This is a genomic window from Ruegeria sp. BF10, assembly GCF_056538725.1.
The window spans coordinates 606,775-633,043 of sequence record NZ_JBQFTR010000001.1; the positions used below are offsets into that span (position 1 = coordinate 606,775).

Sequence of the window (26,269 nt, forward strand, 5' to 3'; positions counted from 1 at the left end):
TCGTCAGACGGTGATGGCTTTCATGACCTCAGGTTCGATCACATCGACCCCCGGCAATCCGTCGATCAATGCCCGTGCGGATTGTTCCAGAATGGGGAACGTCCTGTAGTGGCATGGGATGACCGTCTTGAAGTCGAAGTACCGTTTCGCGGCATAGGCGGCGGCTTTCATATCCATGGTGAAATGCCCGCCGGCTGAAAGGATGCCGATATCGGGCTTGTAGTAATCCCCCATCCAATCCATGTCCGCCATGATGTCGGTATCGCCCGAAACATAGAGCATACGCCCCTCGGCCGCGATCATGAAGCCGACCTCGCTGCCGCCGGTGCGCAGACCATCTGGTGTTGAAAAAGTCGAACTGTGAGAGGCCGGAACCATTGTCACCTTGACGCCGTTCAGGTCGACGGTGCCACCCTTGTTGAAACCGATGGTCTCGATGCCTTCCGCTTCGCTCCAGTATCCCATCAGGTCATACTGTCCGACAACGGGGATTTTCAGGTGTTTGGCCAGCGGCAGAATGTCAACCACATGGTCGAAATGCGTGTGGGTCAGAAGGATATGAGACGCACCATCCAGCGCTGCATCATGCTGATCTTCCGGCAAGACCGGATTGCCGGTCAGCCACGGGTCGATCAACAGAACCTGCCCCTGAGTTTCAATGCGAAAACTGCCATGGCCCAGCCAGATAATGTTCATTCCGGTTTTCCTCCCATAAGGTCTCTTGGCAGCAGCCTAGCATCGGCTATGTAAAATTCCATGGACTGGATTCGAGAAATTGATGGCTATTGCGAACGCGTGTCGCCGGACTATTGGGCCGAGCCGATCAATGCGATCACGAACGCTGCTTTTCTGATTGCCGCATGGATCATGTGGCGGCGCGTGCGTGATCAGGACATGCCGCTGGCCAAGGGTCTGGTCGTGATTTTGGCCATGATCGGGATCGGAAGCTATCTGTTTCACACCCATGCCCGGGTTTGGGCGGCCTTGGCGGATGTGGCGCCGATCCTGCTGTTCATATTGGTCTATATATATGCGGTGAACCGCGACATCTGTCGCATGTCGTCTGGATTGGCGATCTGCGGTACACTTCTGTTTCTTCCCTATGCGGCGGCCGTTGCGCCCCTGTTCCAGCTTGTGCCGGGGATTGGTGGGTCGGCGGCTTATGCGCCGGTCCCTTTGTTGATCCTGATCTACGCGTTCCTGCTGCGGGGCAATGATCCGAACTTGGCCAGAGGGATGACGCTTGGGGCTCTGATCCTGATTCTATCGATCACTTTCCGGGCGGTCGATCTGCCAATTTGCAGGCAATGGCCGATGGGGACGCATTTCATGTGGCATATCCTGAATGCCATCATGCTGGGTTGGATGATCGAAGTGTATCGCGCGGCTCTTGTCAGGGGCCGTTTTGGCAAAGGCCCGGCGTCTTGAGGCGCGGAAGGATCGCGTGTGTCCTCCGAGCTTCGTGACAAGGAGGTCAACGAAACCGCCTTGGTCCGATCCTAGTTCTGAAAGGCTGCCGCCAGATGGTCGGGCAGATCAAATTCGCTCAACACCCGAGCGCGGCCTTCGGGCGACATCTTGCGAGCCGTTTTTTCAACGATGCTCTGGATTTTCTCGGCCGAGTGTTTCGCGGCAAAGGGCTGGAAATACCATTTCAGGAATACAAAGCAGATCACGTCTTCCAGCGCCTGCACCTCTGCATCGCGCTTGATGCCCTGTTTGCGCAGCATGCGCCCTGCGGCCTCGACCTGTTCCGCGTCATAACCTTCACGGGTCATCAACCCCATGACCACGTCGGCATGGTGTTCGCCCTGCGCCTTGCGCCATGATAGGTATCCAGCCCGGCCTTCGGGATATTCACTGCGGGCAAGTTTCCAACGTTCCACATGCTGCCCGCGCGCGGCGATCTGAAGGGCGTCAGAAGCGTCCGGAAACAGGCGGTCCAACTCGGCACTCATGCGTTCGCCATACAGCAGTGCCGCAGGGCGGCCATCGTCTTGGTTGGGGTCATTTGCATTGGCTGCGTCGATTGCGTCCAGAACCGCTTGTTTTTGCGCGCTCATCATCTGCTCCACTGGCTTGCCTGAACTACGAAACCTCGGCGCAGTTCTGTTCTGTATTCGACGTCATGCTAACGGCTTGCCCTGGGATGTGCATCCTCGAAAATGAAAAACGGCCGGGTCAGAGAGGGGATATCTGACCCGGCCGGGACCTGCGCTTTACTTGGCAGGTTTAACCTGATCCTGCGTGACCGGTTCCGCGATAGGGGACGGGAAGGTCAACGTGCGTGTCAGGTTGCTTGTGTCGATACCCAAAGCCATGGCCGGTGCGGCCAAAATCGTGGCGGACAAGACTGCGGCTGTTATCAGGGGTTTCATGTTTTTTCTCCGGTTTGCGTTATGTCGCATAAATAAAGTGAACAGTACAGTTCAGTTTTCAAGATCGATAATGAACTATTCGGTTTACTTTTTTGCATACCGGCCATTCAGTTTTGAATGGCCGCAGAAGTGGAGGGAATTCCAAACTCGCACCTGCCCATGGCACCCCGGTCTTGCGACTGTCGCTACAGACGGGTAAACGCCCCCTAACGTAGATGAGGGAAGCCGATGTCGATTGACCAAAGCACCGCCGCCAAAGTGGCCAAACTGGCCCGGATCAAGGTCGAGGATGACGCGCTGCCGGCGCTGGCATCCGAGTTCAACACCATCCTGGGGTTCATCGAACAGCTGAACGAAGTGGATGTGGAAGGTGTCGAGCCGATGGTCTCGGTCACACCCATGCGCCTCAAGCGTCGTCAGGACGAAGTCACCGATGGCAATCAGCAGGACAAGATTCTGGCCAACGCCCCCGACGCCCGCGAAGGGTTCTTCGCAGTCCCCAAAGTGGTGGAGTAAGACATGAGCGATCTGAACAAAATGGGTCTGGCCGAGGCCCGCGACGCATTGCGAGCCGGCGACGTCACTTCTGTTGAGCTGACAGACGCCTGCCTGAAAGCCATTGATGAAGCAGATGCGCTGAACGCATTCGTCCACAAGACGCCTGAGATCGCGATGGAACGCGCCAAGGCGGCGGATGAACGGATCAAAGGTGGCGACGCTCCGTCAATGTGTGGCCTGCCGATCGGCATCAAGGACCTGTTCTGCACCAAGGGCGTGCCGTCGCAAGCCGCGTCGGGCATTCTTGAAGGATTCAAGCCGGAATACGAATCCACTGTTTCACAGCAACTGGCTGACGCAGGTGCCGTTATGCTGGGCAAGCTGAACATGGACGAATTCGCCATGGGGTCGTCCAACGAAACATCGGTCTATGGCAATGCCGTCAGCCCTTGGCGTCGTGGCAACGATGATACGCAGCTGACGCCGGGTGGCTCGTCCGGCGGGTCGGCGGCGGCCGTTGCTGCCGATCTGTGCCTTGCGGCAACGGGCACCGATACCGGCGGTTCCATCCGCCAGCCCGCGGCTTTTGTCGGCATCACCGGCATCAAGCCGACTTATGGTCGCTGCTCTCGTTGGGGCATTGTTGCCTTTGCATCCTCGCTGGATCAGGCCGGGCCGATGACCAAGAATGTCCGCGACGCCGCGATCATGCTGGAAACCATGTGCGGTCATGACGCCAAGGATTCGACCAGTGCGGACCTGGCCGTCCCGAATTTCGAAGCGATGCTGACCGGAGACATCAAGGGCAAGAAGATCGGTATCCCCAAGGAATACCGCATGGACGGCATGCCCGCCGAGATCGAAAAGCTCTGGGCCGACGGTGCCGCGATGCTGAAGGATGCGGGGGCCGAGATCGTCGATATCTCGCTGCCGCACACCAAGTATGCGCTGCCTGCCTACTATGTGATCGCCCCGGCCGAGGCGTCTTCGAACCTCGCCCGCTATGACGGTGTCCGCTATGGGCATCGTGCGCAGTTGGCGCAGGGGGATGGCATCACCGAGATGTATGAAAAGACCCGCGCCGAGGGCTTTGGTCACGAAGTGCAGCGCCGGGTCATGGTCGGTACCTATGTTCTGTCGGCTGGTTTCTACGACGCCTATTACAACCGTGCCCGCAAGGTGCGCACGCTGATCAAGAAAGACTTCGAAGACGTGTTCGCGGCCGGGGTCGACGCCATCCTGACCCCGGCAACCCCATCGGCAGCCTTCGGTCTGGGCGAAATGACCGAAGCAGATCCAGTTCAAATGTATTTGAACGACGTCTTTACAGTGACCGTGAACCTGGCCGGTTTGCCCGGTATCTCGGTCCCCGCAGGGCTGGACACACAAGGCCTTCCGCTGGGATTGCAACTGATCGGGCGTCCTTGGGAAGAAGGCGATCTGCTCAACACCGCCTATGCGCTGGAAAATGCGGCCGGTTTTGTGGCCAAGCCCGTGAAATGGTGGTAAGCCTCGGGCAACTGAAGCACTAGACACGGAGCCAAACAATGCGCGTTTTGCTTTTGGTGCCCGCTCTTGCACTGGCAGCTGCATGCACGGATGTCGCGCCGCTGACCAGCACAGGTTTCAACACGCCTGAATACCAGGCGCAGCGCGAGGCTCAATTGGCAGGTCAGGGTGCGGTCGGCAACCCTCTGCTGGCTCCGGTCGATGTGTCACAACAACCGCTGGGCGCTCCTGGTGCGGCGACTGTTGCGACGGGTGAAAACGCGGATATCGCCAACCAGGCCGCGGCGGCATTGGCCAGCACATCTGGCCAAGACCCAGCCGCTGCTACGGCGGTTCCGGTGGCGAACACTGGTGCGATTTCGGATGAACAGGATTTTTCTGCCGTGTCCGAACGCCGCAGCATCGAATCCGACGCCGCCCGGATCGAGCAGAACCGCCAGACCTACGAAATCGTGGCCCCTACGGCAGTGCCCGAGCGTACGGCGAGCGGCCAGACAAACATCGTGCAATACGCGTTGAGCACGTCCAATCCCGTCGGCACCCAACTCTACAGCCGCTCGGGCTTCAACCTTCAGGCCAAGGCTCAGAGGAACTGCGCGCAATTCCCATCCCCCGATCAGGCTCAGATCGAGTTTCTGTCCAATGGCGGCCCCCAGCGTGATCGCAAAGGTCTGGACCCGGATGGGGACGGCTATGCATGTGGCTGGGACCCAAGCCCGTTCCGCAGTGCCGTCAGCAATTGACGCCCTGAGCCCGATCTGGCATCCGTCGCCAAATTTCGGCGAACGCCGGGGTGGTCTGACGCCGTCTTTGATCGTGATCCACTACACGGCGATGGACAGCGCGCAGGCGGCTCTGGATCGTCTGTGCGACCCAAAGGCCGAGGTCTCGGCCCACTACCTGATCGGCAATGATGGCACGCTGTGGCAGATGGTGCGTGAAGAGCACCGCGCTTGGCACGCGGGTGCCGGAGAATGGCACGGTCAGACCGACATCAACTCTCGTTCCATTGGCATCGAGTTGGACAACACCGGCAAGCATCCGTTCCCGGAACCCCAGATGCACCGGCTGGAACAGCTGTTGCGCCAGATAATGCACCGTTGGGCCATCTTGCCAAACGGTGTTATCGGCCATTCGGACATGGCGCCCGGGCGCAAATTTGACCCCGGTCCGCGATTTGACTGGTCGCGGCTCGAGCGCAATTTGCTGGCCGCGCCCCGCGGAAATGCCGCTGGTCTGCCAACTGCATCAGAGGGCCAGTTCCGAAACCTGGCTCAAGCCGCCGGTTTCAACGCTGATGTAGACAATGAAACTCTGTTGCATGCCGTCCGTCTTCGATACCGCCCATGGGGCAGGGGGCCATTGCAGCAAGCCGACCTCGCCCCGTTGATCCGGCACTCCTGATCCGCACTTCATCTGGCCGAAAATATCCCGGGGTTGAATTGGCCGCAGGCCAAGAAGGGGCTGGCCCCTTAACCCCTTTCCACTCTTGACGATGCAGAGCGCAGAGCCTACCCAGCCCAAGCGCGGAGGGCCGGATGGCCGCTGGGGTCGCAAGGCCCGAGAGGAAAGTCCGGACTCCACAAGACAACGGTGCCGGGTAACGCCCGGGCGGGGTAACCCGACGGAAAGCGCCACAGAAATCAGACCGCCTGCGACTTCGGTCAAGGGTAAGGGTGAAACGGTGGGGTAAGAGCCCACCGCGCCGCTGGCAACAGCGGCGGCACGGCAAGCCCCACCGGGAGCAATGCCAAATAGGGTCCCCGCGCGGGCCGGTCGGCGCAAGCCGATACCGCCGCTAAGCGCGTCTTGGCCGAGAGGGACCGGGTTGGCAGCTTGAGCCGTGCAGCAATGCACGGCCTAGAGGAATGGTCATCGAAGGGGGCAACCCCGGAACAAGATCCGGCTTACAGGTCCTCCGCGCGTATCCTCCTATCCTCCGGGCGGCGTGTAGGAGCCGGTCAGCGCCGCCGCCTTTTCGGTTATCGACGTGAACTCGTCCGCAGTCCAGGCGCGAACGGTTTCAATGTTCGTCACTGCACCCGATGCGGCGACGGCCATGCCAACGGCCACGGCGTCTGTGCCATCAGGGGCTTCGCTGATCACGACCACGTCGTTGCTGCCGGTTGTCATGTAGAAGGACAGCAACCTGCCACCTACTTTTTCCAGCAGAGCCTTCACCGGACCGGTGCGGTTCTCGGGCTTTTGCAACATGCCTTTGACACCGGCTTGCGAGTAAGATGCGTAAGTAATGAAAATGGGCATGGATACCTCCTGTTACATCAAATCGTTTTTGGGTCTTCAAGTCAGCCGACCCCGGGGCCGTCGAAAATCAGGTGCCAGAAAACAACGGCGCCGTGATGAACCAGAGGCCAGCGCCGATCAGCGCAGAACCTGTCACCGGCACAAGCCACCGGGCCCCGGGCAGGAGTTTTTCCAGCGCGACATAGGCGGCAATTCCGACAATCCAGTAGAGATTCATGATCCCACCGACGAACAGCAGCAACATCAGTGCCCAGCAGCATCCCAGACAATACGTGCCGTGCAGGATACCGGTTCGGAATGCACCGAATGTTCCGGGTCGGTTGTGATCGGCCAGGAAACGTGCGGGGCTTTGACAGTGGCGCAGGCATGCGTTTTTCAAACCTGAAAACTGATAGGCGCCAGCCGCCAGCAGAATACTTCCTGCGAAGACGCCCGAGCTGATCGTCATCATCGGCCCGTCGGACAGCCCGACATGTTCCAACCCCCATTGCAATGCGGTTGCAATCAGGCTGAGCGCCCCCCAGACCACCAGATAGCCGGATAAAAACCACAGGCTGAACGCAACCGTCCGATGCGTTTCAGGCCCTGTCCGCTTGACCGCGATGAACAGAAGAACGGCAGGCGCAGCGCTCGGGGTCATCATGGCGATCATCATGACCCACCACATCAGAAAGATCAGCAAAGCATAGCTTGCGCTCCACGCTGCTGCCGGGCCCATTTGCATAGGGTCTCCGACCGGGCCGGCCATCCGGGTCATCTCGACCGCGGACATGTTCATCCCGACGCCGGCTATCGTGTACCAGGTTGCACCGAGGATGATCAGAAGGACGCTTCCCAGAACAATCGCGTTGTCCTGTCTCAGCAACCGCTCAACCGTCCGGCCCCGGGGCGATGCGTTCTGTTTGGCCATGGGGGTTCTCTGCCTAAGCGCCCAAGACGCCATGGCCCGAGATGTTCAGATGCGCCAGATGAGCGTGCGTCGCGTCAAAGGTCAGGCTGATCTGACCACCTTTTGTCGTCGCACTGCCCGATGCCGCCTCGGCATGGCGGTATTCAAAGCCATTCGGCAATTGTATCGACGCGCGGTGAGGTGCGCCCGATACGATATGAGGGATCGGATTGACCACGACATCGAAAACCCCGGCAACCTTGGCGTATCCGCTGCGCTCTTCGCGGTTCCAATCCAGCTCGATCGGAACAAACAGCGTTTCATGTTTCAAAGGCGCCATGGCGCTGAAGACATACCAGAACGTAGCCATTTCATCCGTGTCCTGACCGGTCATGATCGCTTGCAACGCGGCCCGCTGGTCAGCCTTTGCGCTTTCATCAATGATCAGCTGCATCTGACCGTTGCCTTCATGAATTGGTCCCGGCCAATGATAGACCCCTGCCGCCCGAAGCCCGCCCAGATCAGTGTCACCGTAGTGACCGCTTTGAATGTCGAAAACGACAACCGCCTCGCAGTTTCCATGAGACGGAAGTACGCTGAACTGACACGGGCAACCGAAATTGCAATTGCAATTGGCCAGTTCTTCGGCCTGAATAGCCCATTCTGTCATGATAGCCCCCCAAGAAAAGTCGCGTGGAACAACTCTGCTCGTTGCAGGTTGCCCCCATTCACGCTGCCTCGGCCTTCGAGCCTGAATTCGGCTTCTTGGATGGGCGAACTTATCACGAATTCGTGATATGCACAAACATGATGCCGGATAAAGCCCCTTCTTCAGGTGTTATGGTGCGCGTCAGTCGCGTTGGGGTTGAGCGCAGTATTCGGGATTGCATTCGGCTGTTAGGCTTTTGGAACCAATTTGAAGATTTGGGAGGTTGATTATGAGCTTTATGAAAACGCTGGCGTCCGTTGCCATTGGTTTTGCTGCGGCCAAGGGCATGGAAAAATATCAGAAGATGGGCGGCATGGCTGGGCTGCAAGACAAGATGCAAGGCGCCGGCGGTGGTTTCGGCGCGGATCAGCTGGGCAAAATGGCAGAACAGTTTGGTCTGCCCGGTGGCGCGTCAGGCTTGCAGGACATGATGAGCAAGATGGGCATCGGCGGCAGCACAGCCGGGGCCGCCGGATTGGGTGGATTGTTGAATGCCATGCAGGGGGCGGCCAAGACGGCCAATCAACACACGGGTGACATGATGGAAACCGTGTTCGGCGGCACGCCCGCGGGTGCGGCGATGGAAGAGCAGGCGAAGCTGATGCTTCGGGCGATGATCCAAGCTGCCAAGGCGGATGGCGAGCTGGATGAGCAGGAAAAGGAAATCATTCTGGGTGAATTGGGCGATGACGTCAGCGAGGAAGAGCGCGCATTCGTGCAAGAGCAGCTGAACGCACCGATTGACGTCATGGGATTGGCGGCTGATTCTGGTGCGCCGCTCAAGACGCAGATCTATGCGACATCCCTGGCTGCGATCCGTCTGGACAACGCGCGCGAGGCGTCCTATCTGCGGCAGTTGTCCACCGCGTTGGGTCTTTCGGACGCGGAAAGAGACCAGATTCACACCTATATGGGCGCGCCAACCCTGCCCGGGTGAACCTGCACCAGATTCCTGAGCCGGTATCATCCGATTGGCCTTGACATGGGCGGTGCAGCGCGTAAAAGCGCACGCTCATAGGAATTCAACCGAAAGGCCCCTGCCTTTTCGGACGCAGGAGATAACCATGGCGAAGCCGACGACAATCAAGATCCGTCTGAACTCGACCGCGGGCACGGGCCACTTCTACGTGACCAAGAAGAACGCGCGCACCATGACCGAGAAAATGACCATTCGTAAATACGACCCGGTCGTTCGCAAGCATGTCGAGTACAAGGAAGGCAAGATCAAGTAATCTGCCATTCCATTTGGAAATTCCGAAAAAGGGCTCTGGTGCACAGAGCCCTTTTTCAGTTCCGGTTTCCTGATTTCGGCGGGTGGCAGGCCTGGGCAGTCCGTTGCAGTGGCGCATCAGCGTTTGGGACAATCGCATCCCCTGCGGCTTGCTTTTTGTGGGAACCTGCAAGTACGCTTCAGCAAACCGCCACAAAATGTTGACCGCCATGAAAAAAATCTTGTTATCCACAATTGCCGTTCTAACCCTAGCGGCCTGTGAAGACCCGTTTAACCGCGAAGGTGTCGGGTTTACTGGAATCGATGGCGAACCACGCACGATTTCGGACGTACCCGGAGCCGTAGCCTTTCTGCCAGATGCGACCAACGTTCCGGCAGAACTGGCGGAACTGCGGACAGTCACGCTTTTGAGTGATGAGGTGGATCCTTCCAAGGTCGCATCGGTTGCAATCGACAACGGCGGCCAGACGCCGGACACTGCGGTGCAATTGCAAGGGAGCGACACGAACCTGTTCCTCAGCACTGTCAGTGTGAACGGCACTTTGTTTGGTGTGCTGCGCACGCATTCCAACAGTGTGAAAGTCGACAATTCGATCGGTGTGGGCTTTGCGGAAGAAACAGAGCGTTTCACCGGCTGTCTGCCGGCTGGCGGTGTTTTCCGCAAAGGAACATCCGAGAAGAGCTCGGGCTTTGCCATTCCGCTGAACTGTAGCTGAACACATAAACGCTTCGGAAACAGAAAGCCCCGCCTTGTCAGGCGGGGCTTTTCATTTTCGGGCAAAAGAAGTCCGGCGCGCAAAGAAAAGGGCCGGTCAATGACCGGCCCCAAACCAATTCAGGTGTCAACAAGCCCTATTCCTGCTGGCCCATGAACATCAGCAGGAACTGGAACATGTTCAGGAACGAGATGTACAGGCTCAGCGCGCCGTCAAAGGCCGCTTTGTCCAGCCATTCCTGATCGCCATGCGCAGCATGGGCGACGTATGTGTTCTTGATGTCCTGCGTGTAGAACGCGGTCAGACCGGCAAAGATCAGGATGCCAATGGCCGAGATGGCCAGCATCATCACGCCGGATTGCAGAAACAGGTTGATGATCATTGCAACCAGCAGACCAATCACACCCATCATGAAGAAGGTGCCCATTCCGCTGAGGTTCCGCTTTGTGGTATAGCCATAAAGGCTGAGGCCAGCAAAGGCGATTGCCGTCACCAGGAAGGTCTGGGTAATCGAGTAGGGCGTGAAGATCATGAAGATCGAGCTCATCGAGATGCCCATTACCGCGGCAAAGACGAAGAAGCCAAGCTGAACTGTCGCGGCTGAGCCGCGGCGCATCAGGGCACCCCAGCCAAATAGGATAAAGGCCAGCGGCGCAAACATGACCACCCATTTCAGCGGCGACAGGAACAGCGCGCCACCCAGGCTGGTCAGATAGCGATCTGCGCCGATCTGTGCGACCGCGTTGCTTGGATCGCTGGTTACTGCCAGACCGGCAATAGCCCATGCCGCCAGTGCAGTGATCAGCATGCCGACGGACATTGTGCCGTAGACTTTGTTCATGTGGGCGCGCAGGCCCTGATCAATCTCGGCGGCGCGCGCGCCGGATGCCGTCCGGATCGTGTCGAATTGTGCCATCAAAGGGTCTCCCTAGTCGTCAAGTTAGAGCGCCCCGGCAGAGCGGGGCGGTTTTCCATCTAAATATCGGCAACAAGGGGCTGTGTTTCAAGAGATTCCGCGGGAAAACCGACTAAAACACGCAACAAAAATGCCAACAGGCGACTCGACGTCGCCCATCGCCATAAAAATATGAGAGTCACAGTCACCTTTTCCAGAATTGAGGTGCATCCCAGAAGAAGCGTTCTGCTTCTGAGGTTGCTTCCTCGCGGGTCAGACCGATATCGTCCAGCATGGCGGCATCCAGCTGTGCCAGCTTTCGCCGCTGTCTGGACAGTTCGAACGCTTGAGAGATCAGGGACACCAAAGAACGTTTGGCCGGTTTGCAGGGATTATGGATTGCGAGTTGCGTCATAACTTGTCCTTTCTGTATTCTCGATGGTTTCGTCGGATGTCATCAATTTCCTTGATTGATATGGGTGCGTATGACATATTTTGAAAACGAATATTTTTGATGGAACGCATAAGGAATCGTGAAGATGCGGAATTTGGACATTACAACCCTGCGATCCTTTGTGGCGGTGGCGGATCAGGGCGGTGTGACCCGCGCTGCCGGATTTCTGCACCTGACGCAGTCTGCGGTGTCCATGCAGCTGAAACGGCTGGAGGAGCTGCTGGGCCTGGAGTTGCTGGACCGAAGCGGCAGAACAATTGCCCTGACCGCATCCGGTGAGCAACTGCTGGCCTACGCGCGCCGCATGATTGCCCTGAATGACGAGGTAATCTCGAAACTCACCGACCAGGCCTTTGAAGGCGAAGTGGTTCTGGGCGTTCCCCATGACATCGTCTACCCCGCGATCCCCCGGGTCCTGCAACGGTTCAACGCCGATTTTCCCCGTGTCAGGGTGCAGTTGGTGTCGTCCTATTCACTGCAATTGAAAGACATGTACAAGCGGGGCGAATGTGATGTGATCCTGACGACCGAACCGTCTTCGGCCGATGGCGCAGAGACCATCGCAGAGCTGCCGTTGCGCTGGATCGGTGCGCCGGGCGGATCTGCATGGCGCAAACGTCCGTTGCCTCTGGCGCTTGGACGGCGCTGCTTGTTCAGACCGCAGGTCATTTCGGCACTGGATGCCGCCGGAGTACCGTGGGAACTGTCGGTGGAAACCGAAAACGACCGGACAATAGAAGCCACGGTCAGTGCCGATCTTGCCGTACACGCAATGCTGGACGGAACCGAGGCCGCGCATCTTGAACAGATCGACTCGGGTGGGGCTCTGCCGGATTTGCCTGCGCATATGATCAATCTATACGGTGGGGAACCGGGCCGGGATGCGGTTGTCGAGGCTCTGGCACAATTGGTGCGTCAGAACTTCAGATTGCTGGGCGGTACGCAGTTGCGGGCGGTGGTTGGGTGATCGCGATCAGGGCGTGATCACGATCTTGCCCGTCGATTTTCGCTCTTTCAGCAACTGCATTCCCTGCGCGACGTCTTCAAGTGGCAGGACGTGACTGATATGCGGTTTTATCCTGCCCTCTGAATGCCACTTGAACAGGGTTTCAAAACTGTTGCGCACAGCTTCGGGGCGGAACTTCAGATAGCCACCGATATACACCCCGATCACGGTCAGGTTTTTGACCAGAAGATGATTGGCCGGAATCTGCGGGATGTCGCCCCCGGCGAATCCGATGGGCAGCAAACGCCCTTCGGGATTGGTCGCGCGGAAAGCGGCCTTGAACACATCCCCGCCGATGACGTCATAGACGACATCCGCGCCGCCCAGCGATTTGACCCGTTCCCGCAAGTCTTCGGAAGCATCGATCAGATGATCGGCACCAGCGGCACGGGCAACGGCAAGCTTGTTCTCGCCGCGTGCCTGCGCGATGACCGTGGCGCCCATGAGTTTGCCGATTTCGACGGCGGTCAGGCCGACGCCTCCCGCTGCGCCGGTGACAAGAAGGGTTTCACCCGGTTGCAGGCGTGCCCTGTGTTCAAGGGCCATGTGACTGGTGGCATATGCGATCTGGATGGCGGCGGCGTCTTCGAAGCCGGTGCCGTCCGGCAGCACGATCGCGCGGTCCGCGTCGAACACGCCGTATTCTGCCAGCCCGCCCTGACCTGAATAGACCGCGATCCGGTCGCCCGGCCTCAGCGTCGAAACGCCGGGACCGACTGTATCCACGACGCCGGCGATCTCCATGCCCAGAGTGAATGGGGCAGGTGGCGTGTCCTGATACGCGCCCGTCTGCATCAGCAGATCGGCGAAGTTCAGGCCGCACGCTTTTATGGCGACCCGCACCTGACCTTCGCCCGGCTCGGGTATTTTCACGTCACAAAGCTGGGCAGACGCCCCGTCGGATGGAATGCAATAGGCCCGCATATCGTTCCTCAAGAATTTGCGACATAGGCGCGTGTGCCGCCAGAAAAGTCAATCCGTTTGCTGCGCGGGCGGAAAAGGGCCCTATTTTGAAGGCGGATTCAGTTGCAGGAATACGTTTCTGTAAAGGCTTGGGGTAATACAACCACAAATCCCTGTCAGGGGTGTTCGACTCAACCAGCTTGAAAAAAATCTCAAAACCGGCATTATATGCAGTCAGTGCTGTAAACGGGGGGCGGTACAGTCCGTATTAGGGAGCGGTTAAGGGGAGCTCTCTAAAACTGCGATATCGGACGTCGCAAAATCCCGTGCAGATGTTTGTGTAGTATAGGAGAATACCAATGACTCATCACGTCGATGTCCATGTGGGCAAGCGCGTTCGGCATCGCCGCTGGCTGATTGGGATGACCCAGCAACAGTTGGCGCAGCAAGTTGGTATCAAGTTTCAGCAAATCCAGAAATATGAGACCGGTGCCAACCGAATCAGCGCATCCCGCCTGTGGGACATCGCCGAGGCGCTGGATGTTCCGGTCAGCTTTTTCTTCGAAGGTCTGGAAGAAGCCCAGAAAAGCGATGAGGACAAGAAATCCGTCCCTGCTGACCTGATGGGTGACAAAGAAGCTTTGGATCTGGTGCGCTCTTACTATGCGATTCCGGAAAACCAGCGTCGCCGCCTGTTCGAACTGGCGCGGGTTCTCAGCGACGTTGCCTGACTGACTTGACTTTGTCGCGGATTGCCCGCACCTCGGGGCCATGCAACCGACGACACTGAGCGATATCGAAATTGCCGAAGAAATGGCCGAGGCTGCGCGTGAGGCCATACTCCCCTTTTTTCGTCAAACAAATCTGGAAACCGCCAACAAACTGACCGACGGGTTCGACCCGGTCACCGTGGCTGACCGCGCCGCTGAACAGGCGATGCGGGACGTTCTGGCGCGGCGGTGCCCGGATGACGGTGTGCTGGGCGAGGAGTTCGGCGCGCATACGGGCACCAGTGGCCGTACCTGGGTACTGGACCCCATCGATGGCACCCGTGGGTTTATCAGCGGCACGCCAACCTGGGGTGTTTTGATTGCGCTGAGTGATCAGGACGGGCCTTTTATGGGTGTAATCGATCAGCCGTATATCGGAGAGCGCTTTGTCGGATCGTCTTCCGGTGCTCACATGACCGGTCCGCAGGGCAGCAGAAGAATTCGAACGCGCGATACCAGGGCGCTGGATCAGGCGACTTTGTTTACCACTTTCCCCGAGGTTGGAACCCCGCAGGACCGCGCAGGGTTTCAGGCCGTGTCCGATCAGGTACAGCTGACGCGCTATGGAATGGATTGCTATGCCTATGCGCTTCTGGCTGCCGGGCAGGCGGATTTGGTGATCGAGGCGGGCTTGAATTCCTATGATATTCAAGCGCCGATTGCCGTTATTCAGGCGGCTGGCGGTGTCGTGACTGATTGGCAGGGCGGCCCCGCGCATCAAGGCGGTCGGGCCCTGGCTGCGGCCAACGCTGACCTGCACGCCGCAGCGCTTGAGATACTCCGCCAATTCTGAATCCTGTTGCCCTGCGCATCAAAGGCAACTACACCGGGGATGGCCGGTTCTTGTGCCCGTTTTCCACCGGCCGACGCACTTCTTGCATGAGACGGGCAGATGCAGGAGCGCGAAATGACGGAAACCCTACTCAAGAATGCTGATCTGATCCTGACGATGGACGAGTCCCGGCAGGAATTGTCCAAGGCCGATATTTTGGTCCGCGACGGGCAGATTGCCCGGATCGGGCGGGGATTGGAAACACAGGGTGAGGTGCATGATGTTTCAGGCTGTGTGGTGACGCCCGGCCTGGTGAATACCCACCACCATCTTTATCAAACCCTGACACGGGCGGTGCCGGGCGGACAGGATGCGTTGCTGTTTGGGTGGCTGCAAACGCTCTACCCGATCTGGTCGCGTTTCGGGCCGGAGGAAATGTTCACCTCGGCCCAGATCGGTTTGGCCGAACTGGCGCTGTCGGGGTGCACGCTCAGTTCCGATCACCTTTACCTCTATCCCAACGGTGCGCGGCTTGAGGATACGATCGCTGCCGCATCCGAGTTGGGGATGCGGTTTCATCCGACACGCGGCGCGATGAGCATCGGCGAGAGCGATGGGGGTCTGCCGCCGGACCATCTGGTGGAAAAGGAAGCCGCCATTCTGGACGACATGGTACGTGTCGTGGATGCGTTTCACGACCCGTCGGAGGGTTCGATGTGCCGCGTTGGCCTTGCCCCGTGTTCACCGTTTTCCGTCAGCCGGGACCTGATGCGCGATGCGGCGTTGCTGGCGCGGGACAAGGGCGTGATGCTGCATACCCATCTGGCCGAGAATGATGAGGATATTGCCTATTCGCAGGCACAATTCGGCTGCCGCCCGGGGCAATATGCCGAGGAATTGGGTTGGACCGGCCCGGATGTCTGGCACGCCCATTGCGTCAAGCTGGACGGGGCCGAGATTGATCTGTTCTCGCGCTCGGAAACAGGCGTGGCCCATTGCCCCTGTTCAAATTGCCGCCTCGGATCGGGTATCGCGCCGGTGCGGGCGATGCGCGATGCGGGTGTCAAGGTCGGCCTCGGCGCGGATGGATCGGCCAGCAATGACAATGGCAACCTCATGCTTGAGGCGCGCCAGGCCATGTTGTTGCAGCGGGTCGCCAATGGTGCGGATGCCATGTCGGCCCGCGAAGCGCTTGAGATCGCGACGCGCGGCGGGGCGGATGTGTTGGGACGTCCCGATTGCGGACGGCTGATGCCCGGAAAACGTGCCGATATTGCGGTGTGGGATATCTGCGGCATCGAAAGCGCGGGCAGTTGGGATCCGGCGGCGCTGCTTCTGGCGGGGCCGATGTCGGTGAAACACCTGTTCGTCGAAGGCCGCCAGATCGTACGTGACGGGCACATAACGACCATTGATCTGCCCCGCGTGATCGAGCGTCAGAACACGCTGGCCCGGGCGTTGCAGGCTTAAGCCGCCTGCCGCCCGCCGATCCAGACCTCTGCCACGGCCCGATCATCGCCCATCATGATCGTCGGGAAGATCGCTTCCCAAACGTCTTCTGCATGGGCCTCGCGCTGGGCGATGGCGGGGGTCGAGGCGAGGTCGATCACGACCAGATCCGCCTCCATCCCCGGAGTGATGTTTCCGATGCAGTCGTCCATACGCAGGCTCCGGGCCGATCCGACCGTGCCCAACCACAGCAATTGCGCCGGGTGCAGAGGGCGGCCGCGCAATTGGCCGATCTCATAGGCGGCGGCCATGGTGCGCAGCATCGAAAAGCTGGACCCGCCGCCGGTATCCGTGGCCAGACCGATCCGGCGGCCATCATGGATCAGCCCGTTCATGTCAAACAGTCCCGATCCGATGAACGTGTTCGACGTGGGGCAATGAATCAAAGAGGCATCGACCTCGCGCAGCCGATCCCGTTCCCGGTCTTCCAGGTGGATGACATGGCCATACAGGCCGTTCTGGCCCAGCAGGCCAAATTTCTCGTAGGTGTCCAGATAATCCCTTGCATCAGGGAACAGGGACCGGACCCATTCGATTTCATCCGTTTGCTCGCTCAGATGGGTTTGCATGAGACAATGGGGATGTTCGGCCCAAAGCGCGCCCATGGCCTCAAGCTGTTCCGGGGTCGAGGTTGGCGAAAAGCGTGGTGTGATCGCATAGGACAGGCGATCGACGCGGTGCCATTTCTCAAGCAGTGCGGCGGACTGGTCATAAGCCGTCTGCGCGGTGTCGCGCAGACCTTCGGGCGCGTTACGGTCCATGCAGGTCTTGCCGGCGACCACACGCTGCCCACGCTGTTGCGCCGCGGTGAAAAAGGCATCCACGCTTTCAGGGTGAATCGTGCAAAAACTGCACATGGTCGTGGTGCCGTGGGCGGTCGTCAGGTCCAGATACCGGTTGGCGATCTCGGCCGCATAGTCGAAATCGCCGAACTTCATCTCTTCCGGGAAGGTGTAGGTGTTCAGCCAGTCGATTAGCCGCTTGCCCCAGCTGGCGATCATCGCCGTCTGTGGATAATGCACATGCGGGTCGACGAACCCAGCCATGATCAAGCGCGATCCGTGATCCTTCGTGACTGCGTCAGGATGGGCTTTTTTCAGCGCGTCGATGGTGCCGATCTCGGTAATTCGCCCGTGTTCGATCACGACCGCTTCGTCCAACCGGGTCGCCTCGGTCGGCTCTCCGTCGAAGGGTGAGCCTGTGAAACTCAGAACACGCCCTTTCAAAAGCGTCTTTTGCGCCATTTTCCCTGTTCTCCGCCTGTTTGGAACCGCACACCAGCATAGGCGGACGAAAGAAGTGGGTAAATCGGCGCATTGTCATTGTTTTCCGGTAGCTGCTTCTTCTATTTAAGAGCAAATCGTAAAAAAGGGGCAGAGCATGACGACAGGCAGAGACGAAGCCGGACACGATCAGCCCCGGGATGAAGACGCCTATGCGTTGGATCCCAAGGCAGTAGCGGCAATCCTGTACGCGGTGGATATAGACGACCGCGACAAGCTGGTTGAGTTGATGGAGCCGCTGCACTCGGCCGACATTGCCGACCTTCTTGAACAGATCAATCCGTTTGACCGGTCGCGCCTGATTCGCCTGTACGACAAAGAGTTTGACGGCGACATCCTGTCTGAACTGGATGAATCGGTTCGTGAAGAGGTGATCTCGGTCCTGAACCCGGATGTTCTGGCCGATGCCGTGCGCGAGATGGAAAGCGACGATGTCGTTGACCTGCTTGAAGACCTTGAGGAACCGCAGCAGGAAACCATTCTGGACGCGCTGGAGGATTCCGAACGGATCGCAGCCGAGCAGGCCCTGTCCTACCCCGAGAACTCGGCGGGTCGCCTCATGCAGCGTGAAGTGGTCATGGCGCCCGAGCATTGGACCGTTGGCCAAGCCATTGATTTCATGCGCGCCAATGACGATTTGCCCGAGCAGTTCTATCACGTCGTTCTGGTCGATCCGCGCCTGAAACCTGTGGCGCAGGTGACGTTGGGCAAGCTGATGGCGGCGCGGCGTGACGTGCCGCTGCTTGATCTGGCAGAGGAGGAGTTTCACATCATCCCTGTCGATCAGGATGAGGAAGACGTGGCTTATGCCTTCAACCAGTATCACCTGATCTCGGCCCCGGTGGTGGATGCGGATGGCCGTTTGGTCGGTGTCATCACCATTGATGACGCGATGGTCGTTCTGGATGAAGAGCATGAAGAAGACATCCTGCGTCTTGCCGGTGTCGGCGACGAAAGCTCGTTGTCCGACAGCGTGGCGGCAACCAGCCGGCGAAGGTTGCCCTGGCTGGCGGTGAACCTGTGCACGGCGATCTGTGCCTCTTTGGTGATTTCGCAATTCGAGGCGGCGATTGATCAATTGGTCGCGCTGGCCATCCTGATGCCGATTGTCGCGTCGATGGGCGGCAATGCTGGAACACAGTCGCTCACCGTTACGGTGCGTGCCTTGGCGACGCGCGACCTGACAAATGCAAACGTGATACGTGTTATCAGGCGGGAACTGCTGGTGGGCATGTTGAATGGGCTATGCTTTGCCATCGTGTTGGGGACAGTGGGGATGCTGTGGTTCGATTCCCCGCTGCTGGGTGTCGTGATCGGGTCGGCCTTGGTCGTGAACATGATCATCGCAGGCTTTGCAGGTACGGTAGTACCAGTCGTGCTGGACCGCTTGGGCATCGACCCTGCGCTGGCGTCGGGAACCTTTGTGACAACCACGACGGATGTCATGGGTTTCTTCATATTTCTTGGGCTTGCCAGCGTGGTGCTCCTGTGACCGATCTGACCGAAATCAAAGCCGCAGCGCGCAAAGCGGCGTTTGCCCGCCGCAAGACCGCGTTTGATGCCCGCTTGCCGGGCGCAGCCGGGCGCTTGTCCGAGGTTCTGGCAGGCCATCGCGGCGTTCCCCTGTCAGGTTACATGCCGATCCGGACCGAGATCGACCCGGTGCCTGCGATGGCCGAGGCATCGGCTTATGGCCCGGTGGGGGTGCCTGTCATTCAGGCAGCCGGTCAGCCGCTGAAATTCTCTCGCTGGACGCCGGACGGTGTGCTCAAGGATGGCCCGTTCGGTGCAAAAGTGCCCCAGGTGGATGACTATTTCGACCCCGAAATCCTGATCGTGCCGCTGGTCGCCTTCGATGCAAATGGTGGCCGCCTGGGGTATGGCGGCGGGTTTTATGACCGAACGCTGGAAGGCTTGCGCTCCAAACGCCCGACGCTTGCCATTGGCTTTGCTTTTGACGCGCAAGAGACTGCGGATCTGCCGCTCGAGCCAACCGACCAACCACTGGACATGGTTGTCACGGAAAGCCGCGTGCTGACCTTCTAGCTGCTACTGTTCGAAATGGCTGCGCAAGTAATCCCAGGCATCCACCTCGGTGCCGTCTTTCAGGATGCAGATGCCATAGACGCTGCCGTCTTCGTTTTTACGAAGCTGGTAGGTCCCGTCGTTTTCAATGCAGAAGGTCGCGGCGGGGTTGGGCATGGATGTCTTGGTGCCTTCGGCCGCGGCAGCAGTTACCGCCAAAAGGCAGCCGGTCAGAACAATTGACGACTTCACGAAGAATTCCTTCTGTATTCAAAAGACGTATCGAAACATTGCCACGGCAGAATTTGATTTCAACCCCGAAGTCTGCCGTTAATTTCACGCTTCCGCCTTGTTATTGCCCTGTACAGCCCCTACGACCCGGATCATGAAGATTCTGTTTCTTGGCGATGTCATGGGGCGCGCGGGCCGCGCTGCCGTTCAACAGCATTTGCCGCGCCTGCGCGACGAATGGCGGCTGGATTTTGTTGTGGTCAATGGCGAAAACGCGTCGAACGGCATGGGGTTGAGCGGAGATCACGCCAGGCTGTTGCTCGACGCCGGGGCAGATTGCCTGACGCTGGGCGATCATGCGTTCGACCAGAAAGACATGCTGCAATTCATCGAGAAGGAACAGCGCATCATACGACCCGTGAACTTCGCCAAAGGCGCGCCGGGGCGGGGTCATCGGTTGTTCACGGCGCCGGGGGGGCGCAAGGTTCTGGTGGTTCAGGTGTTGGGTCAGGTCTTTATGAAGCGTCCGTTCGATGATCCGTTCTCAGCCATTGAGCCGATCCTGAAATCCCATCCCAGGGGAGGTCAGGCGCAAGCAATCATCGTGGACATGCATTGCGAAGCGACGTCCGAGAAGATGGCGATGGGGCATTACTGCGACAAGCGCGCCAGCCTCGTTGTTGGGACGCATACCCATGTGCCAACCGCGGATTCGCAGATTCTGCCGGGTGGCACCGGGTATCTGACAGATGCAGGCATGTGCGGAGACTACGATTCGGTCATCGGCATGGACAAGCAAGAGCCGATGCGACGGTTCATCACCGGTATGCCCAAGGCGCGCTTTACCCCCGCAAATGGCGAGGCCACACTGAGCGGCGTGTTCGTGGAAACCGATGATCGTGACGGACAGGCCAAATCCGTGCGCATGGTGCGCGTCGGCGGGCGTCTGGAACAAGCCGGGCCCGAATAGTCATCGTCAGGCTTGCTCTGTCGGGCGCAATGCGTGAAACTGCATGTCATCAGGCGCTTGGGCCGGGGTTCGGACAGAATACCACGAATGAATTTCCTTTCACTGACAGACACAGGAAGCGCAGTTCTGGCGCTGGTCATCGTTGCGGGCATGTTCATCATGTTCCTGCGCGAGGTTTATCCGACCGAAGTCGTGGCGATTGGCGGTGTCTCACTGATGCTTGTAACCGGCATCCTGCCCTATCAAAGCGCGCTTGCGGTTCTGTCCAACCCGGCACCCTGGACGATTGCCGCGATGTTCATCATCATGGGGGCCTTGGTGCGGACCGGAGCCCTGGACTCGTTCACCTCGACCGCGCAGAAGCAGGCTCAGGTAAACCCGCGTATTGCCATCGCTTTGCTTATGGGGTTTGTCGTGCTGGCCTCGGCGGTGGTGTCGAATACGCCAGTGGTCGTGGTGATGATACCGGTCTTTGTGCAAATTGCCCGCACCCTGAATGTTCCCGCGTCCAAATTGCTGATTCCGCTGAGTTATGCGGCCATTCTGGGCGGCACGCTGACATTGATCGGCACGTCCACCAACCTGCTGGTGGATGGCGTGGCCCGCGCGCAGGGGATGAAACCCTTTACGATTTTCGAAGTCACGCCGCTGGGGATCGCGCTGGTGATCTACGGCATGATCTATTTGCGCTTCATCGCGCCCAAACTGTTGCCCGAGCGGGACAGCATGGCGTCGCTGCTCAGTGACCGGTCCAAGATGAAGTTCTTTACCGAGGCCGTCATTCCGCCGGACAGCAACCTGATCGGGCGCGAAGTGACGGGCGTGCAGTTGTTCAAACGCCCCGGCGTGCGTCTGATCGATGTCATCCGGGGGGATGAGTCGTTGCGGCGCAACTTGAAAGGCGTCGAACTGAAGGTCGGCGACCGGGTGGTTTTACGCACCGAGATGACCGAACTTCTGAGCCTTCAGCGCAACCGGGAACTCAAACGCGTGGATCAGGTATCCGCCGTTGAAACCAAGACGGTTGAGGTGCTGATCACGCCCGGATGCCGTCTGGTGGGGCGGACCCTTGGGATGATGCGGCTTCGGCGTCGCTATGGCGTTTACGTGCTGGCCGTGCACCGTCGCAACCAGAATATCGGCCGTCAGTTGGATGATTTGGTGGTCAGGGTTGGGGATACGTTGCTTTTGGAAGGTGCCCCGGCGGATATCCAGCGGCTGGCGGCTGATATGGACATGGTGGACGTCACACAACCATCGGCTCGAGCATTCCGTCGAAGCCATGCACCCATTGCGATTGGTGCTCTTGTAGGGATTGTCGCCCTCGCCGCGCTGGGCATTGCGCCCATCCTGTTGTTGTCGATTGTGGCCTGCGCCGTGGTTCTGTTGACCCGCTGTATCGACGCGGATGAGGCGTTTTCCTTTGTTGAAGGGCGTCTGTTGGCGTTGATCTTCGCGATGCTGGGCATAGGGGCTGCGCTGGACAGCTCGGGCGCGGTTTCCCTGATCGTCGAGGCCGTTGCGCCGGGGCTCAGTGCCTTGCCGCCATTCCTGATTATCTGGGCGATTTATCTGCTGACCTCGGTGCTGACCGAACTGGTCTCCAACAACGCCGTTGCGGTTGTTGTCACCCCGATCGCCATCGGTCTGGCGCAGGCTGTTGGAATAGATCCGCGTCCGCTGGTCGTCGCGGTCATGATGGCGGCCTCGGCATCTTTTGCAACACCGATCGGATACCAGACGAACATGATGGTCTATGGTCCCGGAGGCTACAGGTTCACCGACTTCATGAAAGTGGGCGTGCCGCTGAACCTGACGGTCGGATTGTTGGCGTCCCTGCTGATCCCGTTGATCTGGCCGTTATGACATCGGCACAGATTTGCCGCTTTGCTCGCGGCGTACTTGTAAATGTCGGATGAACAGCAATCTTTTGTAGAACTGATATTTGAAGGGTACTGCCATGCTGACACTCGTCCGCACCACGTTTCCTGCGGTTGCCTTCGCCACCGTTTTGAGCGGCACATCGCTTGCTGGAACCGTCGAAGGAACCGCAACCTACCGAGAGCGTATTGCGCTTCCGCCCGACACGACCTTGTTCGTCGAGCTTCAGGACATCTCATTGGCGGATGCGCCGGCCGAAACACTTGCCGCGCAGAGATATGCCCTGACCGGTGTGCCGGCACAGTTTGAACTGACCTATGATGATGCGTTGATCCAGGACGGGCGAAGATATGCCGTGCGTGCTTCGGTCATGCAGGGGCAAAACCTGTTGTTCACCACCGATACCGTCTACCCGGTTCTGACAGATGGGGCCGAGAATTCAGCTGACCTGCTGATGATTCAGGTGCAACACCAAGGTGCCGCGATGCTGGAAAACACCGAATGGGTCGCTTCGGGCCTCAATGGTGCGCCTGTCGAGACAGAGAAACGTCCTGAGCTTGCTTTCGGGCAGGGCGGAGCGTTTTCAGGTAGTGGTGGCTGTAACAGGTACAGTGGCCAGGCCGAGATTTCTGCCAATCGGATCGCGTTCCCGGACAATATGGCTGCAACGCTCATGGCGTGCCCACCCCCGCTGGACGAGGTCGAGCGGCAGTTTCTGAAAGCGATGCAAACTGTCACGACCTTCGCGATGCAAGGCAACGCGCTGGCCTTGCTGGATGCTCAGGGTGAGCCGGTGATCAAACTGGAGCGCAAGTAAAAGGGCAGGGTTGTCAGGCGACGGCCCTCGATCGCCCTGCGTTGCGACCCGAAAAGATGCAGCCACCCAGAAAGGTCCCTTCCAGCGCGTTGTAACCGTGATAACCACCGCCACCGAACCCGGCGACTTCACCGGCTGCGAACAGGCCGGGCACCACCTGGCCGTCGGCGCCGATCATCTGACTGTCCAGATTGGTCTGCAAACCGCCCAGTGTCTTGCGGGTCAGCACGTGCAGCTTGACCGCGATCAGCGGGCCATTCTTGGGGTCCAGGAACTTGTGCGGCTTGGCGGTGCGGATCAGTTTGTCTCCACGATAATTGCGGGCTGCAAGGATCGCCATCATCTGCGCGTCTTTTGAGAACGGATTGTCGACCTGAGAATCCCGCGCCTCGATCTGGGCACGCAAATGGGCCTCGTCTATCAGCCCCCCACCCAAATGGTTCATCCCGTTGACCAGCTCGGTCAGCGTGTTGGCAACAACAAAATCCTCGCCCTTCTCCTTGAATGCCTCGACCGGGGCGGTCGCTTTGGACCCGGACAGTATGCGTTGACGAATAACCTCTTTCCAGCTGCCTGACGTGAAGTCCGGGTTCTGTTCAGACCCGGACAGGGCGAATTCCTTCTTGATCACCTTCTGAGTCAGAACGAACCAACTGTATTCATACCCGGTGTTCAGGATTTCGCGCAGTGTCCCCAGCGTATCGAACCCGGGCAGGCAGGGGGGCTGCAACCGGTTTCCGCGCGCGTCGAACCACATCGAGCTGGGGCCGGGCAGAATGCGAATGCCATGGGCGGGCCAGATCGGATCCCAGTTGCGCACGCCTTCGGTGTAATGCCACATGCGGTCGCCGTTGATGACATGGCCGCCGGCCTTTTCGCTGATGGCGATCATCCGACCGTCCACATGGAAGGGCACACCCGCCACCATGTCCTTGGGCGGTTCGCCCAGACGGTCGCGGGGCCAGTTCTGGCGCACCATCTCGAAATTGCCACCGATCCCGCCCGAGGTCACGATGACCGACGGGGCATAGACCTCGAACTCGCCCACCTCGTCGCGGTTGGTCTTGCCGCCGCGCGGGGCCGCGTCATCGGCCAGCACCTCGCCCGAGACGCCCTTGGCCTCGCCGTTCTGCATGATGATGTGGCTGACCTGATGGCGGTATTTCATCTGGATCAGGCCGGCACTGACATGGTCGCGGACCCGGCGGATGAAGTGTTCCAGCACGCCGGGTCCGGTGCCCCAGGTGATGTGAAAGCGCGGGACAGAATTGCCGTGCCCGTTTGCGTAGGACCCGCCGCGCTCGGCCCAGCCCACGACCGGAAACCAGCGCAGGCCCATGTCATGCAGCCAGGGACGCATTTCACCGGCGGCGAACTCGATATAGGCTTCGGCCCATTTACGGGGCCAGGTATCTTCTTCGCGGTCGAACTGCGCGCTGCCCATCCAGTCGCGCAACGCCAGATCGTGGCTGTCGCGGATCCCCATGCGGCGTTGTTCCGGCGTGTCGACCATGAACAGGCCACCCAGGCTCCAGAAGGCCTGACCGCCCAGAAAACCTTCTGGTTCCTGATCGAGTATGATTACCTTCTTGCCTCGGTCGCCCAGTTCGGCAGCGGCGGCCAATCCGGCCAGACCAGCCCCGACAACGATCGCATCAGCAGTGTTGTTTGTCATAACGGTCCTTTCAGCGCCTGCGGAACCAGACAAGAAACGGCAGAACCACGGCGTACATCGTAATACCATAAACCGCCGAGGGCAGGGCCAGCGGGCTGAACCCGCTTTCGGTATTCGTGATCAGCGCCGCCAGTGTAATGCCCAGCGTGGAATTTTGAATTCCGGTTTCGATCGAGATCGTCTTGCACTCATTCCAGGACAGGTTTGTTATCCGCGCCAGCCCCAATCCGATGAACAGCAGGGCGATATTCAAAGAAATCAAGCCTGCGCCCATGATGCCGAGATTGTCGACGAACAATTGCCAGTTCCCGGCCAGTGCCGCGGCAATGATCAGCACGAACAAAACGGTCGCGAGCGCCGACAACCCCGGCTCGACACGGTTTGCAAACCCTGTTGCAAAGTTGCGAACTCCGACTCCGATTGCCACGGGTAGCGTTGTTATCAGAAACAATGCAACAGCCAGCCCGGTGATCGAAACCTCGGGGGCTTCGTCGCCCATGAAATGCGCGATCGACCACGCGGCCAATATTGGTACGGTTACCATCGACAGAAGGCTGATCACGGCGGTCAGGCTGACTGAAAGCGCGACATCGGCCTTGGCGAGCTTTGACAGGATATTGCTGGTTACGCCGCCCGGGCAAAAACTGAGCAGCATGAAACCAACGGCGATCTCAGGCGGCAAAGCAAAAAATTTGACCGTCACAAAGGCCGCCACCGGCAATAGAACAACCTGACTTGCCGCCCCGATGGCAAAGGCGCGTCGTCGGCTCAGGACACGGCGGAAGTCTGCCACCTCCAGCCCGATGCCCAGAGACAGCATGATAACGGCCAGTGAAACCGGCAGACCGACGTTAATGAGCAGATCCAAGGACAACTCCTCCCA

Annotated in this window: 30 protein-coding genes and 1 other RNA gene; 18 read left to right on the top strand and 13 right to left on the bottom strand. The window is 59.1% G+C overall.

Annotation, left to right across the window (positions count from 1 at the left end; genetic code table 11):
- Positions 1-3 precede the first annotated feature (3 nt).
- The gene (locus ACR0DJ_RS03080; protein WP_170343614.1) at positions 4-696 is read right to left on the bottom strand and encodes a metal-dependent hydrolase; all 693 of its coding nucleotides are present in this window, start codon (positions 694-696) and stop codon (positions 4-6) included.
- Between the two features lie 60 nt (positions 697-756).
- Between ACR0DJ_RS03080 and ACR0DJ_RS03085 the strand changes: the two genes are divergently transcribed.
- Entirely contained in the window at positions 757-1,428 is a 672-nt protein-coding gene (locus ACR0DJ_RS03085; RefSeq protein WP_480683846.1) for a ceramidase domain-containing protein, read from the top strand.
- A gap of 71 nt (positions 1,429-1,499) precedes the next feature.
- Here the strand turns inward: ACR0DJ_RS03085 and ACR0DJ_RS03090 are convergent, their stop codons facing one another.
- Positions 1,500-2,063, bottom strand: a complete 564-nt coding sequence (locus ACR0DJ_RS03090; protein ID WP_425078665.1) for a DUF4202 domain-containing protein — start codon at positions 2,061-2,063, stop codon at positions 1,500-1,502.
- A 156-nt stretch (positions 2,064-2,219) separates the two neighbouring features.
- Positions 2,220-2,378: a hypothetical protein gene (locus ACR0DJ_RS03095; protein WP_170343617.1), complete on the bottom strand. Its 159-nt coding sequence runs from the start codon at positions 2,376-2,378 to the stop codon at positions 2,220-2,222.
- Positions 2,379-2,606: 228 nt separating this feature from the next.
- Between ACR0DJ_RS03095 and gatC the strand changes: the two genes are divergently transcribed.
- From gatC to rnpB, 5 genes are all read left to right on the top strand, one after another.
- Positions 2,607-2,894, top strand: coding sequence for an Asp-tRNA(Asn)/Glu-tRNA(Gln) amidotransferase subunit GatC (gene gatC / locus ACR0DJ_RS03100; protein WP_117868236.1), 288 nt, complete (start codon positions 2,607-2,609; stop codon positions 2,892-2,894).
- Between the two features lie 3 nt (positions 2,895-2,897).
- Complete coding sequence (gene gatA / locus ACR0DJ_RS03105) at positions 2,898-4,385, top strand: Asp-tRNA(Asn)/Glu-tRNA(Gln) amidotransferase subunit GatA (RefSeq protein WP_480683847.1); 1,488 nt, start codon at positions 2,898-2,900, stop codon at positions 4,383-4,385.
- 38 nt (positions 4,386-4,423) lie between these two features.
- Positions 4,424-5,128, top strand: a complete 705-nt coding sequence (locus ACR0DJ_RS03110) for a hypothetical protein (protein ID WP_170343619.1) — start codon at positions 4,424-4,426, stop codon at positions 5,126-5,128.
- On the top strand, positions 5,079-5,789 hold the full coding sequence (locus tag ACR0DJ_RS03115) for an N-acetylmuramoyl-L-alanine amidase (RefSeq protein ID WP_425078664.1): 711 nt from the start codon (positions 5,079-5,081) through the stop codon (positions 5,787-5,789). Before ACR0DJ_RS03110 ends, ACR0DJ_RS03115 begins: the two co-directional genes overlap by 50 nt.
- 122 nt (positions 5,790-5,911) lie before the next feature.
- Positions 5,912-6,311: RNase P RNA component class A (rnpB, locus tag ACR0DJ_RS03120), an RNA gene on the top strand.
- Positions 6,312-6,317: 6 nt separating this feature from the next.
- On the opposite strand, the gene ACR0DJ_RS03125 is transcribed toward rnpB, so the two are convergent.
- The 3 genes from ACR0DJ_RS03125 to ACR0DJ_RS03135 all read right to left on the bottom strand — a co-directional run bounded on the left by ACR0DJ_RS03125 (position 6,318) and on the right by ACR0DJ_RS03135 (position 8,209).
- Positions 6,318-6,650 (bottom strand): GYD domain-containing protein, encoded by a 333-nt coding sequence (locus ACR0DJ_RS03125; RefSeq protein WP_152458759.1) that lies wholly within the window; start codon positions 6,648-6,650, stop codon positions 6,318-6,320.
- A 67-nt stretch (positions 6,651-6,717) separates the two neighbouring features.
- Positions 6,718-7,560, bottom strand: coding sequence for a DUF2182 domain-containing protein (locus ACR0DJ_RS03130; RefSeq protein WP_480683848.1), 843 nt, complete (start codon positions 7,558-7,560; stop codon positions 6,718-6,720).
- Positions 7,561-7,573: 13 nt separating this feature from the next.
- Positions 7,574-8,209, bottom strand: coding sequence for a DUF1326 domain-containing protein (locus ACR0DJ_RS03135; protein WP_425078662.1), 636 nt, complete (start codon positions 8,207-8,209; stop codon positions 7,574-7,576).
- Positions 8,210-8,477: 268 nt separating this feature from the next.
- Here ACR0DJ_RS03135 and ACR0DJ_RS03140 point away from each other — a divergent pair, with 268 nt between their 5' ends.
- The 3 genes from ACR0DJ_RS03140 (at position 8,478) to ACR0DJ_RS03150 (ending at position 10,195) form a co-directional block, all read left to right on the top strand.
- The gene (locus ACR0DJ_RS03140) at positions 8,478-9,185 is read left to right on the top strand and encodes a tellurite resistance TerB family protein (RefSeq protein WP_257599142.1); all 708 of its coding nucleotides are present in this window, start codon (positions 8,478-8,480) and stop codon (positions 9,183-9,185) included.
- Positions 9,186-9,312: 127 nt separating this feature from the next.
- On the top strand, positions 9,313-9,480 hold the full coding sequence (gene rpmG, locus ACR0DJ_RS03145) for a 50S ribosomal protein L33 (RefSeq protein WP_037309480.1): 168 nt from the start codon (positions 9,313-9,315) through the stop codon (positions 9,478-9,480).
- A 208-nt stretch (positions 9,481-9,688) separates the two neighbouring features.
- Positions 9,689-10,195 (top strand): hypothetical protein, encoded by a 507-nt coding sequence (locus ACR0DJ_RS03150; protein ID WP_257599141.1) that lies wholly within the window; start codon positions 9,689-9,691, stop codon positions 10,193-10,195.
- A gap of 136 nt (positions 10,196-10,331) precedes the next feature.
- On the opposite strand, the gene ACR0DJ_RS03155 is transcribed toward ACR0DJ_RS03150, so the two are convergent.
- Both ACR0DJ_RS03155 and ACR0DJ_RS03160 read right to left on the bottom strand, forming a co-directional pair.
- Positions 10,332-11,111, bottom strand: coding sequence for a Bax inhibitor-1/YccA family protein (locus ACR0DJ_RS03155; protein WP_170343624.1), 780 nt, complete (start codon positions 11,109-11,111; stop codon positions 10,332-10,334).
- A 184-nt stretch (positions 11,112-11,295) separates the two neighbouring features.
- Positions 11,296-11,505, bottom strand: coding sequence for a DUF1127 domain-containing protein (locus tag ACR0DJ_RS03160; RefSeq protein WP_170343625.1), 210 nt, complete (start codon positions 11,503-11,505; stop codon positions 11,296-11,298).
- 124 nt (positions 11,506-11,629) lie between these two features.
- On the opposite strand from ACR0DJ_RS03160, the gene ACR0DJ_RS03165 reads away from it, so the two are divergent.
- Positions 11,630-12,511: a LysR family transcriptional regulator gene (locus ACR0DJ_RS03165; RefSeq protein ID WP_170343626.1), complete on the top strand. Its 882-nt coding sequence runs from the start codon at positions 11,630-11,632 to the stop codon at positions 12,509-12,511.
- 6 nt (positions 12,512-12,517) lie between these two features.
- Here ACR0DJ_RS03165 and ACR0DJ_RS03170 read toward each other — a convergent pair whose 3' ends face one another.
- The gene (locus tag ACR0DJ_RS03170; protein ID WP_480683851.1) at positions 12,518-13,474 is read right to left on the bottom strand and encodes an NADPH:quinone oxidoreductase family protein; all 957 of its coding nucleotides are present in this window, start codon (positions 13,472-13,474) and stop codon (positions 12,518-12,520) included.
- Between the two features lie 338 nt (positions 13,475-13,812).
- Between ACR0DJ_RS03170 and ACR0DJ_RS03175 the strand changes: the two genes are divergently transcribed.
- The 3 genes from ACR0DJ_RS03175 to ACR0DJ_RS03185 all read left to right on the top strand — a co-directional run bounded on the left by ACR0DJ_RS03175 (position 13,813) and on the right by ACR0DJ_RS03185 (position 16,465).
- On the top strand, positions 13,813-14,184 hold the full coding sequence (locus tag ACR0DJ_RS03175) for a helix-turn-helix domain-containing protein (RefSeq protein ID WP_480683852.1): 372 nt from the start codon (positions 13,813-13,815) through the stop codon (positions 14,182-14,184).
- Between the two features lie 40 nt (positions 14,185-14,224).
- A complete protein-coding gene (gene hisN / locus ACR0DJ_RS03180; protein WP_257599139.1) occupies positions 14,225-15,016 on the top strand; it encodes a histidinol-phosphatase in 792 nt (263 codons plus the stop codon).
- 114 nt (positions 15,017-15,130) lie between these two features.
- Positions 15,131-16,465, top strand: coding sequence for an 8-oxoguanine deaminase (locus ACR0DJ_RS03185; protein ID WP_480683854.1), 1,335 nt, complete (start codon positions 15,131-15,133; stop codon positions 16,463-16,465).
- Here ACR0DJ_RS03185 and guaD read toward each other — a convergent pair.
- On the bottom strand, positions 16,462-17,748 hold the full coding sequence (gene guaD, locus ACR0DJ_RS03190; RefSeq protein ID WP_480683855.1) for a guanine deaminase: 1,287 nt from the start codon (positions 17,746-17,748) through the stop codon (positions 16,462-16,464). The two genes, ACR0DJ_RS03185 and guaD, sit on opposite strands and share 4 nt — an antisense overlap.
- Positions 17,749-17,884: 136 nt before the next feature.
- Here guaD and mgtE point away from each other — a divergent pair, with 136 nt between their 5' ends.
- Complete coding sequence (gene mgtE / locus ACR0DJ_RS03195) at positions 17,885-19,279, top strand: magnesium transporter (RefSeq protein ID WP_425078656.1); 1,395 nt, start codon at positions 17,885-17,887, stop codon at positions 19,277-19,279.
- A complete protein-coding gene (locus tag ACR0DJ_RS03200; protein ID WP_480683856.1) occupies positions 19,276-19,833 on the top strand; it encodes a 5-formyltetrahydrofolate cyclo-ligase in 558 nt (185 codons plus the stop codon). Before mgtE ends, ACR0DJ_RS03200 begins: the two co-directional genes overlap by 4 nt.
- A 3-nt stretch (positions 19,834-19,836) precedes the next feature.
- Here the strand turns inward: ACR0DJ_RS03200 and ACR0DJ_RS03205 are convergent, their stop codons facing one another.
- The gene (locus ACR0DJ_RS03205; RefSeq protein WP_480683857.1) at positions 19,837-20,064 is read right to left on the bottom strand and encodes a putative hemolysin; all 228 of its coding nucleotides are present in this window, start codon (positions 20,062-20,064) and stop codon (positions 19,837-19,839) included.
- A gap of 133 nt (positions 20,065-20,197) precedes the next feature.
- Here ACR0DJ_RS03205 and ACR0DJ_RS03210 point away from each other — a divergent pair, with 133 nt between their 5' ends.
- The 3 genes from ACR0DJ_RS03210 to ACR0DJ_RS03220 all read left to right on the top strand — a co-directional run bounded on the left by ACR0DJ_RS03210 (position 20,198) and on the right by ACR0DJ_RS03220 (position 23,711).
- Positions 20,198-21,013 (top strand): TIGR00282 family metallophosphoesterase, encoded by an 816-nt coding sequence (locus tag ACR0DJ_RS03210; protein WP_480683859.1) that lies wholly within the window; start codon positions 20,198-20,200, stop codon positions 21,011-21,013.
- 87 nt (positions 21,014-21,100) lie between these two features.
- Positions 21,101-22,879 carry an SLC13 family permease gene (locus ACR0DJ_RS03215; RefSeq protein ID WP_480683860.1) on the top strand — a complete coding sequence of 593 codons (1,779 nt, stop codon included), beginning with the start codon at positions 21,101-21,103 and terminating at the stop codon, positions 22,877-22,879.
- A 94-nt stretch (positions 22,880-22,973) separates the two neighbouring features.
- Positions 22,974-23,711, top strand: coding sequence for a YbaY family lipoprotein (locus tag ACR0DJ_RS03220; RefSeq protein ID WP_480683861.1), 738 nt, complete (start codon positions 22,974-22,976; stop codon positions 23,709-23,711).
- Positions 23,712-23,724: 13 nt separating this feature from the next.
- On the opposite strand, the gene ACR0DJ_RS03225 is transcribed toward ACR0DJ_RS03220, so the two are convergent.
- Both ACR0DJ_RS03225 and ACR0DJ_RS03230 read right to left on the bottom strand, forming a co-directional pair.
- Entirely contained in the window at positions 23,725-25,386 is a 1,662-nt protein-coding gene (locus tag ACR0DJ_RS03225) for an FAD-binding dehydrogenase (RefSeq protein WP_480683862.1), read from the bottom strand.
- A gap of 10 nt (positions 25,387-25,396) precedes the next feature.
- Positions 25,397-26,254, bottom strand: a complete 858-nt coding sequence (locus ACR0DJ_RS03230; protein ID WP_170343638.1) for a bile acid:sodium symporter family protein — start codon at positions 26,252-26,254, stop codon at positions 25,397-25,399.
- Between the last annotated feature and the right edge of the window lie 15 nt (positions 26,255-26,269).

Bases quoted from the DNA above. Each gene is read 5' to 3' on its own strand.
- ACR0DJ_RS03080 (WP_170343614.1), bottom strand. From the start codon at position 696: ATGAACATTATCTGGCTGGGCCATGGCAGTTTTCGCATTGAAACTCAG.
- ACR0DJ_RS03085 (WP_480683846.1), top strand. From the start codon at position 757: ATGGACTGGATTCGAGAAATTGATGGCTATTGCGAACGCGTGTCGCCG.
- ACR0DJ_RS03090 (WP_425078665.1), bottom strand. From the start codon at position 2,063: ATGAGCGCGCAAAAACAAGCGGTTCTGGACGCAATCGACGCAGCCAAT.
- ACR0DJ_RS03095 (WP_170343617.1), bottom strand. From the start codon at position 2,378: ATGAAACCCCTGATAACAGCCGCAGTCTTGTCCGCCACGATTTTGGCC.
- gatC (WP_117868236.1), top strand. From the start codon at position 2,607: ATGTCGATTGACCAAAGCACCGCCGCCAAAGTGGCCAAACTGGCCCGG.
- gatA (WP_480683847.1), top strand. From the start codon at position 2,898: ATGAGCGATCTGAACAAAATGGGTCTGGCCGAGGCCCGCGACGCATTG.
- ACR0DJ_RS03110 (WP_170343619.1), top strand. From the start codon at position 4,424: ATGCGCGTTTTGCTTTTGGTGCCCGCTCTTGCACTGGCAGCTGCATGC.
- ACR0DJ_RS03115 (WP_425078664.1), top strand. From the start codon at position 5,079: ATGCATGTGGCTGGGACCCAAGCCCGTTCCGCAGTGCCGTCAGCAATT.
- ACR0DJ_RS03125 (WP_152458759.1), bottom strand. From the start codon at position 6,650: ATGCCCATTTTCATTACTTACGCATCTTACTCGCAAGCCGGTGTCAAA.
- ACR0DJ_RS03130 (WP_480683848.1), bottom strand. From the start codon at position 7,560: ATGGCCAAACAGAACGCATCGCCCCGGGGCCGGACGGTTGAGCGGTTG.
- ACR0DJ_RS03135 (WP_425078662.1), bottom strand. From the start codon at position 8,209: ATGACAGAATGGGCTATTCAGGCCGAAGAACTGGCCAATTGCAATTGC.
- ACR0DJ_RS03140 (WP_257599142.1), top strand. From the start codon at position 8,478: ATGAGCTTTATGAAAACGCTGGCGTCCGTTGCCATTGGTTTTGCTGCG.
- rpmG (WP_037309480.1), top strand. From the start codon at position 9,313: ATGGCGAAGCCGACGACAATCAAGATCCGTCTGAACTCGACCGCGGGC.
- ACR0DJ_RS03150 (WP_257599141.1), top strand. From the start codon at position 9,689: ATGAAAAAAATCTTGTTATCCACAATTGCCGTTCTAACCCTAGCGGCC.
- ACR0DJ_RS03155 (WP_170343624.1), bottom strand. From the start codon at position 11,111: ATGGCACAATTCGACACGATCCGGACGGCATCCGGCGCGCGCGCCGCC.
- ACR0DJ_RS03160 (WP_170343625.1), bottom strand. From the start codon at position 11,505: ATGACGCAACTCGCAATCCATAATCCCTGCAAACCGGCCAAACGTTCT.
- ACR0DJ_RS03165 (WP_170343626.1), top strand. From the start codon at position 11,630: ATGCGGAATTTGGACATTACAACCCTGCGATCCTTTGTGGCGGTGGCG.
- ACR0DJ_RS03170 (WP_480683851.1), bottom strand. From the start codon at position 13,474: ATGCGGGCCTATTGCATTCCATCCGACGGGGCGTCTGCCCAGCTTTGT.
- ACR0DJ_RS03175 (WP_480683852.1), top strand. From the start codon at position 13,813: ATGACTCATCACGTCGATGTCCATGTGGGCAAGCGCGTTCGGCATCGC.
- hisN (WP_257599139.1), top strand. From the start codon at position 14,225: ATGCAACCGACGACACTGAGCGATATCGAAATTGCCGAAGAAATGGCC.
- ACR0DJ_RS03185 (WP_480683854.1), top strand. From the start codon at position 15,131: ATGACGGAAACCCTACTCAAGAATGCTGATCTGATCCTGACGATGGAC.
- guaD (WP_480683855.1), bottom strand. From the start codon at position 17,748: ATGGCGCAAAAGACGCTTTTGAAAGGGCGTGTTCTGAGTTTCACAGGC.
- mgtE (WP_425078656.1), top strand. From the start codon at position 17,885: ATGACGACAGGCAGAGACGAAGCCGGACACGATCAGCCCCGGGATGAA.
- ACR0DJ_RS03210 (WP_480683859.1), top strand. From the start codon at position 20,198: ATGAAGATTCTGTTTCTTGGCGATGTCATGGGGCGCGCGGGCCGCGCT.
- ACR0DJ_RS03215 (WP_480683860.1), top strand. From the start codon at position 21,101: ATGAATTTCCTTTCACTGACAGACACAGGAAGCGCAGTTCTGGCGCTG.
- ACR0DJ_RS03220 (WP_480683861.1), top strand. From the start codon at position 22,974: ATGCTGACACTCGTCCGCACCACGTTTCCTGCGGTTGCCTTCGCCACC.
- ACR0DJ_RS03225 (WP_480683862.1), bottom strand. From the start codon at position 25,386: ATGACAAACAACACTGCTGATGCGATCGTTGTCGGGGCTGGTCTGGCC.